This window comes from Patiriisocius hiemis (genome assembly GCF_031846325.1).
In the GTDB taxonomy this organism is placed as follows: Bacteria; Bacteroidota; Bacteroidia; order Flavobacteriales; family Flavobacteriaceae; genus Patiriisocius_A; species Patiriisocius_A hiemis.
Genome location: NZ_JAVRHZ010000003.1, coordinates 1 through 11,988 on the forward strand (window position 1 = coordinate 1; position 11,988 = coordinate 11,988).

An 11,988-nucleotide genomic window follows, 5' to 3' on the forward strand; every position below is an offset into this window, starting at 1 on the left:
TCTTGTTCTAATATTTTAAACTAAAAATTCCTAGTGGTCATTTTAGCGGATGCAAATGTACAACAGTTTATTTTATCTCCACAACTTTTTATGGAAAAATTTTTAAAATATTTTGTTGTCAATTTGTCAATGAAACTTTGCGAGTATTTTTCTCTCAAAGCGGGTGCAAATATAGAATGGTTTTTTAATAGAACAAGCAAAAAAATAATCTTTTTTTTAAGTTATTTTTTATGTCCTCACAAGTATCTAAAATAAAGGTGTTTACAACAGCAAAAAGCGTTAAGGATAGTAGCGACATCCTCTTTATGGCCAGTTAAGAGCAATAAAGAGGTATAGCGAATAGCCTGGCTTTTACAAAGCAAGACTGCTTTGTAAAAGAAACGCACAAATAACTAAGCAATATATTATTGTAAAACATGTAAAGTCGTCCTATCTTTGCGGCTTAATTTAATAGCGATATGATAGCAGTTACTTTACCTGATGGTAGTGTAAAAGATTTTGAAAAAGGGACAACTCCTTTTGAGGTTGCCAGAAGTATTAGTGAAGGGTTGGCTAGAAATGTAATTTCGGCTTCTTATAATGATACTATTATTGAAACCACCACCCCACTTACTGAAGATGGTTCACTTATATTATATACATGGAGTAACGATGAAGGCAAAAAGGCTTTTTGGCACTCCTCTGCACATATATTAGCACAAGCGCTTGAGGAGCTTTACCCAGGTATTAAACTTACAATTGGTCCTGCTATTGAAAATGGCTTTTATTATGATATAGATTTTGGAGAACATTCTATTTCAGAAAAAGATTTAAAGACTATTGAAGACAAGATGCTAGAAATTGCAAGAGGTAAGCATGAGTTTTCTATGCGGGCTATATCTAAAGATGATGCACTTGCTTATTATAAGGAACAAAATAACGAGTACAAGGTAGAGCTTATTGAAGGCCTTGAAGATGGCACTATTACTTTTTGTGACCATGATACGTTTACCGATTTATGTCGAGGAGGACATATCCCAAATACTGGAATTGTAAAAGCAGTAAAATTAATGAGTGTTGCTGGAGCCTACTGGAGAGGTGACGAAAACAACACTCAACTTACTCGTATTTACGGAATAAGCTTCCCAAAGCAAAAGGAACTTAAAGAGTATCTTGAATTACTTGAAGAAGCAAAAAAACGTGACCATAGAAAGTTAGGAAAGGAATTAGAACTTTTTACCTTTTCACAAAAAGTTGGACAGGGATTACCACTATGGTTACCTAAAGGAGCGGCTCTTAGAGAACGTTTAGAAAACTTTTTGAAAGCTGCACAGAAAAAAGCAGGCTACGAAATGGTAATTTCTCCTCATATAGGTCAAAAAGAATTATATGTCACTTCTGGACATTATGCAAAATATGGTGAAGACAGTTTTCAACCTATCAACACTCCTAATGAGGATGAAGAGTTTTTATTAAAGCCTATGAATTGTCCTCACCATTGTGAGATGTATAAAAGCAAGCCTTGGTCTTATAAAGATTTACCAAAACGCTTTGCAGAGTTTGGTACCGTATATAGGTATGAGCAAAGTGGGGAGTTACATGGGTTAACCAGAGTACGTGGGTTTACTCAAGATGATGCACACTTGTTTTGTACTCCAGACCAGCTTGACCAAGAGTTTATGAATGTTATAGATCTTGTATTATACGTTTTTGGTTCATTAGGCTTTGAAAATTTTACAGCTCAAGTTTCTCTAAGAGATATGGATAAACCTGAGAAATATATTGGAGATCTTGATAATTGGGAGAAAGCAGAGCAAGCTATTTTGAAAGCAGCAGAAGCTAAAGGACTTGATTATGTTGTAGAACATGGCGAAGCTGCCTTTTATGGACCTAAGTTAGACTTTATGGTAAAAGATGCTCTGGGCAGAAGCTGGCAATTAGGAACTATACAAGTAGATTATAACCTACCAGAACGTTTTGATCTTACCTATAAAGGAAGTGATAATGAACTTCACAGACCTATAATGATTCACCGTGCACCTTTTGGAAGTATGGAGCGTTTTATAGCAATCTTACTAGAGCACACGGGTGGTAATTTCCCATTATGGCTTATGCCAGAGCAAGTTGCTATTTTGTCATTAAGTGAAAAATATGAAAAATACGGTGAAAAAGTTTTAAATTTGCTTGAAAATAACGAAATTCGCGCCCTTGTAGATAATCGTAGCGAGACTATTGGTAAAAAAATACGTGAAGCAGAGATGAATAAATTTCCGTATATGCTTATAATAGGGGAGCAAGAAGAAAAAGATGGTACGGTTTCTGTGAGAAAACATAGTGAAGGCGATATTGGAACGATGACCGTTGAAAAATTTTCTGAATTAATTAACAACGAAATTCAATCAACTATTGTATCTTTTAATGTGTAACCATAATAATTTTTAGTCATAGCAATAAGAAGAAAAAGAAGTAGAGGCCCAGCAAGGGTTATTAAAGAAGACCAGCACAAAATTAACCGTAAGATACGTGCTAAGGAAGTACGTGTTGTAGGTGATAATGTTGAAGTAGGTGTTTATCCTATAAGTAAAGCTTTAGAGATTGCCGAAGCGCAAGAACTAGATCTTGTAGAGATTTCACCCAATGCAAACCCACCGGTTTGTAAAGTAATGGATTACAAAAAATTTGTTTACGAGCAAAAGAAACGCGAGAAAGCAATGAAGGCAAAAGCCACTAAAGTAACCATTAAAGAAATACGATTTGGCCCTAACACGGACGATCACGATTACGAGTTTAAAAAGAAACACGCCGAGAAGTTTTTGAAAGATGGAGCAAAGCTTAAGGCATACGTGTTTTTTAAAGGACGTTCTATTATTTATAAAGATCAAGGAGAGATTTTATTATTAAGATTAGCTCAAGAATTAGAAGAAATAGGTAAAGTGGAACAAATGCCAAAACTTGAAGGTAAACGTATGATTATGTTTATCGCACCAAAAAAGAAATAAACTCTATTAAGAGTACATATAAAGGAAAGTTTGTAATAACAAACAAAGCGAAATAATTAAATAAAGGAAACATGCCTAAACAAAAAACAAAATCTAGTGCTAAAAAGCGTTTTAAGCTTACAGGTACTGGTAAAATTAAAAGAAAGCATGCGTTTAAAAGTCACATCTTAACAAAGAAGTCTAAAAAACGTAAGCTTGCATTGACCCATGACACAGTAGTGCATAAGGCCGATGAAGACAATGTAAAACAAATGCTTCGTTTAAAGTAAAAGTTTTACCGGTTAAAACAATTTAAAAACCCTGGAGTTGGGCAGCTCTTTCGCTAAAGCTAAAGAGTACAAAGTACAAGTAAAAAAGTCGCCTGCTACAAAAAACAACAATTAAGAAATGCCAAGATCAGTAAATTCAGTTGCAAAGAGAGCCAGAAGAAAAAAGGTTCTTAAGCAAGCCAAAGGATACTTTGGAAGAAGAAAAAACGTATGGACAGTTGCCAAGAATGCCGTTGACAAAGCGATGCAGTATTCTTATAGAGACCGTCGTGCAAAAAAGAGAACATTTAGAGCTTTGTGGATTACGCGTATTAACGCGGGTGCACGCCAGCATGGAATGTCTTACTCACAGTTTATGGGGAAATTAAAAGCTAATGATATTGAGTTAAACCGTAAGGTACTTGCAGATTTAGCAATGAATCACCCAGAAGCTTTTGAGGCTATCGTAAAGAAAGTAAAATAAGATATATAACCTATTATTTCGCTTACAAACCCACTCCATTCGAGTGGGTTTTTTGTTTTTTATTAGCCTATAATGATTAAGTATCAATCAAAGTTTGGTTATATTAGTAGCTACTAATGAAGCATTTAACCTACACACTTACAATTATTATTGGTATAACTTTCCTATGCCAACCAATGCATGCTCAAAAAACTGGAAAAAAATATAGAATAGATAGATACTCCTCACTATATCTTCCACTAGGTAAAATATCTTTTGCAGATTCTCTTGTTAGTTTTAAAATGGGAAATCCTGCACCACTTAAACAGTTTCAAGATAGTACTCAATGTCTACATGAGCCAAATTATAAAAACTATCAAACTCCTAACTTTACTTCCATAGGCTGCAAAGGAAGTATTACAGTTGCTTTTACTGATAATGGTTTTATGAACCTAAAAGGACGAGACATATACATTTTTGAGGTAGGCCCTTCAAGAGAAGCTGCTACTGTAGAAATTTCTGAAAATAATGAGGATTGGATTTCAGTAGGAACTATTACAGGTGGTAAATCGTATATAGACCTCGATGATTTTGACATAGATACTGAAACAGTTTTCTATTACTTACGTATTACAGATATAGCAACACTATGCCGAAGTAAAACAGCTGGAGCTGATATTGACGCTATTGCAGCTATAAATAGTGTAATTAAACTAAACATTAATGCAGATGTTTTATTTGATATAGCCGATTATAAAGTAAAAGAGTCTGCTCTTGAAACATTAACTGAATTATCCAACACAATTAAACAAGTAGATAAAGCTACCATTCTAATTGAAGGACATACAGATAGCGATGGCGATACTGCCTACAATCAAAAACTCTCTGAAAATAGATGCTTAAGTGTAAAAGATAGAATACAAGCTATATTAGGATATGATGCTTTATATGATTATGAGATAAAAGCTTACGGAGAGTCAAAGCCTAGGGTAGAAAACACATCTAGAGCCAATAAAAAATTAAACAGACGGGTTGAAATAACTGTCCTTCCCCCTAAAGATTATTTTGAGGGAATTTTGGACTAAATACACCCATGATTGGGTATGACGCATATATATGATTTTCGTAAATTTACGGAAATCATGCATTATGAATAAAATTAAAACTTATTGCTTATTATTTATAGCTACTTGTTATTTTAACCTACACAGTCAATCTAGCTCTGATTCTGCTTTAGAGATTGCTGAAGAAATGATAAAAATATTAGAGAGTACAGAAGCTATTAATAACCTAATTCTTAATAAAGAAGATATTAACGGAAAACTTCAGGATATTAATATTTGGTCTGAGGAGGATAAAATATCCCCAAAAACCTATAATCAGCTTAAAGATTCCTACACATTATATTCAGCTCACATGAATAATATATTTGAAAATTTATCAAGTGAGTTACGCTCCATAAAACGTTTTAGACAAATTAAAAAGTTACGTTTAGATAAAATAATCAATGAATATTCTGGTGTGTATGCAATTGATTTACAAGCTGCAAATAGAATCTATACTAATGGGTTTTTACCTTCTTTTGAAATTGCGAAAGAAGAAGCTGAGGCTAAAGGAATACTCTCAACACTTATTCTAATTATAAAATTTGGAGAAACACTTTACAACACCCTAGCAGAGTTATTTGATAATGGAAAAATAAGCCGTGCAACTGAGAGTAAAATACTATCGCTAGCTTCAATTATAGTAATCAAAGAACTCAAGAAAAAAATGTATTATGAGCCATGGGAACAATTAGTTTATGAAGAAAGTAACGGGGGAAATTCTGTAGTAATAGCATCTAATAAAGAAAGAGAAAATACTATAAATGAAAACCTTATTAGCACTCCAAAAATTAATACAGCACCTTACTATAGAGAAGTTGATGGCTTTATCTCCTTGGCTAACTATAAATCGGATATTGAGATTCCATTAAACCAAATATCTAAAAGAGTCATTGTAGGAACCGAAAATGAAGATGAAAAAGTATCATTGCCTATGTTTGCAACAACTAATGCACTTAAAAATGGAGATCGGTTTTGGGTAAAAATAAACGGTTACGAATTTGTTCGTTTTTTCTATTATGATGAAGATGTAAAGTATTGGCAAGATCCTTTTGGAAAAAAGATTATCGTTAGAAATGAAGCCGAGACCATAGAAGGCAAAACGCTTTATTTACCTGCAAAAGATAGTTTTTTTAAAATTGCAGGAGACACACCTTATGAAGAATTTTTAATTTTAGTTTCTAATTCTCCCATACCTGAAAATAAGAGAAATGTCATTTTAGGTAGTGAATCTAGAGGCACTTTATTTATTGAGAAACTAAGTAAAGTATTACCAAATGTAAAGCCGCCGTCTCAGGAAAATGGAGAAAGTACAACAATAAAATTAACACAATCAGGAAAAGAGCAAATCTACATTCCTATTTATATTAAAATAAATAAATAATAAATATGAAGAAAATAACATTCTCACTTCTTTTAGTATTTATAAGTACGCTTTGCTCTTCTCAAGATAAATCTATTAAAGTTGGAACAGAAACTAATGTCACTAGTTTGTCTCCCCTGCATAATAGATACGCATTTATTATTGGAATTGACCACTATGAAGATACAGAGAATATTATAAGTTTTACTTCTTGTAGAATTGATGCCACTAAATTTGAAGGCTTTTTAAAAAACACAAAGGGATGGGGCTTAACTAAAGACAAAGTAAAGGTATTACTGGATCCAAAAAAGGAGAAAATAGTTACAGCTTTTAAAAAATTTCTAGATAACATTCCCAATCCAGAAATTAGCACCTTGTATTTTTATTTTAGTGGTCATGGAGTAAGAGATTACTTGGTGCCTTCAGACTTTTATGTTGGTGAAGCTGATAAACTTATATCGTATGATTGGATTTTAGGGGAACTCGAAAAAAGAAACATAGCAGCACAAGTTTTTATTCTAGATGCCTGCCATTCTGGATCTTTGTTAGAAACTCTTAAAAGTGGCGGTGAATTTGAAGAGAATTACTTGCAGTTTATGTCAAAAACTGAAGAACAAGACAAAAAAATTGCCTTTACTGCAACTAGTGCTAATCGTACTACTCCTGCTGGGAAAAATGTAAGTGTATTTACCTATAATCTTTTAGAAGTATTAGAAGATATTAATACAGATAAAGATGGAGATGAAATACTTTCCTCCGGAGAAGTGTATGATGTATTATATAAAAGACTAGAAACCTCAAACCCTCCCCAATTTTTAGGAAGCAGAGACTTTCCTATGGCGAATTTAGATTCATCAATTGTTTCTTTTATAGATTCAGATAATGATGGTATCCAAGACAAAGATGATGATTGTCCAGAACTTTCAGGATCAATAAAAAACAATGGGTGTCCAATTAAAAACTATTACGAAATAAAATTTGGGGACTGGAGCAGTTATAAAATATTAAATTCTTCAGGTAAAAGCCTTATTAATGCAAGCTATATAAATACATATAATGATACTGCTATAACCGAAAAAAATGGATTTTATGGTCTTTATAATTTAAATAGTAAGTTTCAAGCAATTCCAAATGAGTTTGAATTTATTGAACCTTTAAGAAATGGACATTTTTTATTGAGAAAATTTAAGGAGAATATTATTCTTAATGAAAACTTCAGAACCATTGCAAAAGGGTTTATTGATTTTGACTTATTGTATTTTGGTGAGTATTATTATAGGCTTGTATATAAGGTGAGCAAAAATGAATCTTCCATCGAGAGAAAAGACTTCAGTACTGGTGAAGTAATTAACATTAAAAATGAATACATTACTAATAGAGGAACATTTATATCTCGAGATAAGATTGATGACATCAGAGAAAAATTTGGAAGAGGATGGTGGAATAAAATTCCCTCTGCAGAAGATATTGACCTTAAAAATGGTAAGTACAAGAATAAAAAAAATGAAGAAGGAAAATGGGGACTTTTCAAAAAAAATGGAAATGTTGTTTTTGATTATTGCTCTGATGAACCTATCGAGGTTAGTTGGAAAGGAGCAAAAATTTCTTACCATCCAAGAAATAGTAGTTTTACTACATTAGTTTTAAAAATACAATTAGATGGTACTTGTAACGAAATATGCCTTGACGAAAGCATTTATGAATTTATTAATTTGCCACGATTTAAAAATAAATAGTAATTTTTAAGTCTTCTGCTTCTTTTTCTTCGCTGCCGGAAATAACACATTGTTTAGTATCAAACGATATCCTGGAGAATTAGGATGTAATGCTAATTCGGTTTTAGCATCTCCTACTCTATGCTGATAATCTTCTGGGTCGTGTCCTCCATAAAAGGTAAAGAAACCTTTTCCTTTAATTCCATGGATATATCGTGCCTCCCCATTGGTTTTATTCTCTCCCATCACTAAGACATTACTTTTAACTTCATCTCTTTTATAAGATGTTGTTTGTCCCATAAATCCTTTAACTAAAGCGGTATGATTTTGTACCAACATACAAGGAATAGGATCCCACTTAGCCGAGTAATCCATCAATGTAAAGTAGTCTGTCTCTTTTGGGATTCTTCTTTTCGCTGTCATATCTATAGAAGAAAATTCATAGACCATAGGATTTCTCTCTAAAGTAAAGTTTTTAAAAGCAAAGGTTTTAGCGTAATCTATCTTACTTTGGTACCCAGGATCACTTGGGTCACCATCAAACATAGACTCACAAATATCTACTCCATCTGAAGCTGATAATGCAATATCAAAACTATCGGTTGCACTACACATTGCAAACATAAAACCACCACCTACTACATAATCTCTAATTTTTAGAGAAACATCTCTTTTTGCTTCAGAAACTTTACTATACCCCATTTTAGCGGCTAAATCTTCAGCCTTTTTCTTTTCGGCAATATACCAAGGTGCAGCTCTATAGGCTCTGTAAAATTTTCCATATTGTCCTGTAAAATCTTCGTGATGCAAATGAAGCCAGTCATATAACAACAACTCATCTCCCATTACCTCTTCATCATAAATAGTTTCATAAGGTATTTCGGCATACGTTAAGACCATTGTTACTGCATCATCCCAAGGTTGATTTCCCTTTGGTGAATACACCGCAATTTTAGGGGCCTTTTCTAAAACAACTGCCTCCATATTTTTTGATGGACTGCTTATTTCTTGTAAAATTTGTTCTGTTTTAGCATCAGATAAAACTTCAAAACTAACGCCACGAATTTGGCATTCCCTTTTTATTTCTTCGGAATCTGGCAATAGAAAAGAGCCACCTCTGTAATTAAGTAACCATTTTACTTTCACTTGTCTTTCTAGTGTCCAATAGGTAATACCGTACGCTTTTAAGTGTTCTTTTTGGCTTTCGGCATCCATAGGAATTAGGATGTAAGACGCAAAAACATTAACACTTCCAAAAAAGAGAAATAAGGCTATAAAAATCTGTTTTATCATACTTGGAAAGGTACAAATTTTGAGCCAAACTTTGTTTTACTTTAGATTGATGATTTTGGATTTATTACTCTTTAGATAGATTTCTGTCTTCACAGGAATCTAGAAAGGAATATCGTCATCTCCATCACTTGGCGTTACATCATCATTCATGGTACTGCCAAATGCTTCATCTGGAGAAGGTAGATTATCTGGTTTAAAGGTATCATCATTTGCAGCGGCATTCATTTTTGAATGTATCTCGTTTGTAAAGTCAAACGTTTCAAGGTTTTCAAACTTACCTAAATGTCCAACAAAACGAAGTCTAATTTCATCAAGACCACCATTACGGTGCTTTGCAACTATAAACTCTGCTTGACCATCGGTTGGAGTGCGCTCTTCATCATCCCACTCTTCTATTTTATAGTATTCTGGGCGATAGATAAAGCTTACAATATCTGCATCCTGCTCTATGGCTCCAGATTCACGAAGGTCACTTAATAAAGGTCGCTTACTTCCTCCCCTAGTTTCTACAGCACGAGATAGCTGAGATAGGGCAATAACAGGGACATTCAATTCTTTTGCTAGGGCTTTTAAGTTTCTAGAAATTGTAGATATTTCTTGTTCTCTATTTCCTCCCTTTTGGCTTCCACCAGCAGTCATTAACTGCAAGTAATCTATCATAATGAGTTTAATACCGTGTTGGGATGATAGACGTCTTGCTTTTGCACGTAGGTCAAAAATAGAAAGTGAAGGTGTATCGTCAATAAATAATGGTGCTTTTTCTAGTCCTTTTACTTTCACATTAAGTTGTTCCCACTCATGTTTTTCTAGGTTTCCAGTTCTTAGTTTTTCTGAGGATAATCCAGTTTCTGAAGAAATTAAACGGGTAATTAATTGCACAGAGGACATTTCCAATGAGAAAAAGGCTACTGGAATATTATGTTCTACAGCAATGTTTCTTGCCATCGATAATGTTAACGCAGTTTTACCCATACCTGGCCTAGCTGCTATAATAATTAAATCACTTGGCTGCCATCCAGAAGTTAACTTATCTACTTTATTAAATCCTGAAGGAATACCTGAGAGTCCTTCTTGATTAGCAATTTCTTCAATCTTCTTTTTTGCTTGAATCACTAATTGTTGTGCAGTTTCTGAAGAACGTTTAATGTTTCCTTGAGTAATATCATAAAGTTTAGATTCTGCTGTATCTAAAAGATCAAAAACATCGGTTGTTTCATCGTAGGACTCTTCAATAATTTCATTTGAAATTTTAATTAAACTACGCTGAATGTATTTCTGCAAAATAATTCTCGCATGAAACTCAATATGCGCAGAAGATGATACTTTTTGTGTTAATTGTACTAAATAATATTCACCTCCTGCTGTATCAAGGTTTTGGTCTCGCTTTAATTGCTCCGAAACGGTTAATAAGTCTACGGGTTGACTATCTTCGAAGAGTTTGTAAATAGCCTCAAAAATAAATTGATGTGCTTGTTTATAGAAAACTTCGGACTTTAAAATATCTATTACCTCATCTACTCCTTTCTTATCAATCATCATTGCCCCTAACACAACTTCTTCTAAATCAATAGCTTGTGGGGGTAATTTTCCTTTTTCCAAAGAAATAACTTGTGAGGATCTTTGGGAATATGAGGGCTTAGGCTGTACTTTTTCCATAAGGCGAATGTAAATAAATTGTTAAGAGCAAAGGCTAAATTTGAGCTTTCTAATGTTCACCACTCATTAACAAACTAACTGTTGATAAGTTAAAAATATTGTTGATAACGCACAAAAAAATCCGAAGCAAAAACTCCGGATTTTGTGAAGTATTGGTATTGCTCAATTTAGGATTTAAAGACTCCCATTTCAGAATATTTATCCATTCTTTTTTCAACCAAATCTTTTGGTGATAAGTCTTTTAATTCGCTGTATTGTTTTTCAATTGTGTTGGCAACTGTTCTAAACGTAGTTTCTCTATCGCTATGTGCTCCTCCTAGAGGTTCTTTAACAACAACATCAACTAGTTTCATTTTTTTCATATCCGCAGCTGTTAATTTTAAAGCTTCTGCTGCTTGCTCTTTATATTCCCAACTTCGCCATAATATAGACGAACAACTTTCTGGAGAGATAACTGAGTACCAAGTATTTTCTAACATTAATACTTTATCTCCAACACCTATTCCTAAGGCTCCTCCACTTGCACCTTCTCCAATAATTACAACAATAATTGGGACTTTAAGTCTTGTCATTTCTAGGATATTTCTAGCAATTGCTTCACCTTGCCCGCGTTCTTCGGCTTCTAATCCTGGGAATGCTCCTGGAGTATCTATTAAACAAACTACAGGAATGTTAAACTTTTCGGCAGACTTCATTAATCGCAAAGCTTTGCGATACCCTTCTGGATTTGCCATACCAAAGTTTCTGTATTGTCTTGTTTTGGTATTGTATCCTTTTTGTTGCCCAACAAACATATAACTCTGGTCGCCTATTTTACCAAGACCACCTACCATAGCTTTATCATCTCTAAAGTTTCGGTCTCCATGTAACTCTAAAAAAGAATCCCCACAAATGGCATTAATATAATCCATTGTATAGGGACGATTAGGGTGACGGGACAACTGTACACGTTGCCATGGTGTTAAGTTTTTATATATATCCTTTTTGGTTTCTTTTAGTTTTTTTTCAATTTGCTTACAGGTATTGGTCACATCAACATCGCTTTCTTCTCCAATCTGGCAAGCCTTTTCGTATTGCTCTTGTAAGTCTTTTATAGGTAATTCAAATTCAAGATATTCCATTGTCTATCTGCTTGAAGTTAATTTTTGGTCTTAGCTTACAAATATAAA

General features: G+C 33.6%; 10 protein-coding genes. 7 read left to right on the forward strand and 3 right to left on the reverse strand.

All coding sequences use genetic code 11. The annotated features are described in order from the left end of the window. Positions 1-458: 458 nt before the first annotated feature. The 7 genes from thrS to RM538_RS06840 all read left to right on the forward strand — a co-directional run bounded on the left by thrS (position 459) and on the right by RM538_RS06840 (position 7,891). Positions 459-2,405, forward strand: a complete 1,947-nt coding sequence (gene thrS / locus RM538_RS06810; RefSeq protein WP_311332665.1) for a threonine--tRNA ligase — start codon at positions 459-461, stop codon at positions 2,403-2,405. A gap of 60 nt (positions 2,406-2,465) precedes the next feature. After that, positions 2,466-2,978 (forward strand): translation initiation factor IF-3, encoded by a 513-nt coding sequence (gene infC / locus RM538_RS06815; protein ID WP_311332856.1) that lies wholly within the window; start codon positions 2,466-2,468, stop codon positions 2,976-2,978. A gap of 71 nt (positions 2,979-3,049) precedes the next feature. Next, the gene (gene rpmI / locus RM538_RS06820; RefSeq protein WP_311332666.1) at positions 3,050-3,247 is read left to right on the forward strand and encodes a 50S ribosomal protein L35; all 198 of its coding nucleotides are present in this window, start codon (positions 3,050-3,052) and stop codon (positions 3,245-3,247) included. A gap of 118 nt (positions 3,248-3,365) precedes the next feature. Continuing rightward, positions 3,366-3,710: a 50S ribosomal protein L20 gene (gene rplT / locus RM538_RS06825; protein WP_311332667.1), complete on the forward strand. Its 345-nt coding sequence runs from the start codon at positions 3,366-3,368 to the stop codon at positions 3,708-3,710. Positions 3,711-3,826: 116 nt separating this feature from the next. Further along, the gene (locus RM538_RS06830; RefSeq protein ID WP_311332668.1) at positions 3,827-4,774 is read left to right on the forward strand and encodes an OmpA family protein; all 948 of its coding nucleotides are present in this window, start codon (positions 3,827-3,829) and stop codon (positions 4,772-4,774) included. Between the two features lie 64 nt (positions 4,775-4,838). After that, positions 4,839-6,176 carry a hypothetical protein gene (locus tag RM538_RS06835; protein ID WP_311332669.1) on the forward strand — a complete coding sequence of 446 codons (1,338 nt, stop codon included), beginning with the start codon at positions 4,839-4,841 and terminating at the stop codon, positions 6,174-6,176. Between the two features lie 5 nt (positions 6,177-6,181). Beyond that, a complete protein-coding gene (locus RM538_RS06840; protein WP_311332670.1) occupies positions 6,182-7,891 on the forward strand; it encodes a caspase family protein in 1,710 nt (569 codons plus the stop codon). A gap of 6 nt (positions 7,892-7,897) precedes the next feature. Here RM538_RS06840 and RM538_RS06845 read toward each other — a convergent pair whose 3' ends face one another. The 3 genes from RM538_RS06845 to RM538_RS06855 all read right to left on the reverse strand — a co-directional run bounded on the left by RM538_RS06845 (position 7,898) and on the right by RM538_RS06855 (position 11,940). Then, entirely contained in the window at positions 7,898-9,085 is a 1,188-nt protein-coding gene (locus RM538_RS06845) for an asparagine synthetase B (RefSeq protein WP_432279800.1), read from the reverse strand. Positions 9,086-9,262: 177 nt separating this feature from the next. Then, positions 9,263-10,819, reverse strand: a complete 1,557-nt coding sequence (dnaB, locus tag RM538_RS06850; protein ID WP_311332672.1) for a replicative DNA helicase — start codon at positions 10,817-10,819, stop codon at positions 9,263-9,265. Between the two features lie 167 nt (positions 10,820-10,986). Next, positions 10,987-11,940, reverse strand: coding sequence for an acetyl-CoA carboxylase carboxyltransferase subunit alpha (locus RM538_RS06855; RefSeq protein ID WP_311332673.1), 954 nt, complete (start codon positions 11,938-11,940; stop codon positions 10,987-10,989). Positions 11,941-11,988: the final 48 nt, after the last annotated feature.

What these genes read in the sequence shown, in the direction of transcription:
- rplT (WP_311332667.1), top strand. Translation starts at nt 3,366, where the DNA reads ATGCCAAGATCAGTAAATTCAGTTGCAAAGAGAGCCAGAAGAAAAAAG.
- RM538_RS06830 (WP_311332668.1), top strand. Translation starts at nt 3,827, where the DNA reads ATGAAGCATTTAACCTACACACTTACAATTATTATTGGTATAACTTTC.
- thrS (WP_311332665.1), top strand. Translation starts at nt 459, where the DNA reads ATGATAGCAGTTACTTTACCTGATGGTAGTGTAAAAGATTTTGAAAAA.
- rpmI (WP_311332666.1), top strand. Translation starts at nt 3,050, where the DNA reads ATGCCTAAACAAAAAACAAAATCTAGTGCTAAAAAGCGTTTTAAGCTT.
- RM538_RS06840 (WP_311332670.1), top strand. Translation starts at nt 6,182, where the DNA reads ATGAAGAAAATAACATTCTCACTTCTTTTAGTATTTATAAGTACGCTT.
- RM538_RS06845 (WP_432279800.1), bottom strand. Translation starts at nt 9,085, where the DNA reads ATGGATGCCGAAAGCCAAAAAGAACACTTAAAAGCGTACGGTATTACC.
- dnaB (WP_311332672.1), bottom strand. Translation starts at nt 10,819, where the DNA reads ATGGAAAAAGTACAGCCTAAGCCCTCATATTCCCAAAGATCCTCACAA.
- RM538_RS06855 (WP_311332673.1), bottom strand. Translation starts at nt 11,940, where the DNA reads ATGGAATATCTTGAATTTGAATTACCTATAAAAGACTTACAAGAGCAA.
- RM538_RS06835 (WP_311332669.1), top strand. Translation starts at nt 4,839, where the DNA reads ATGAATAAAATTAAAACTTATTGCTTATTATTTATAGCTACTTGTTAT.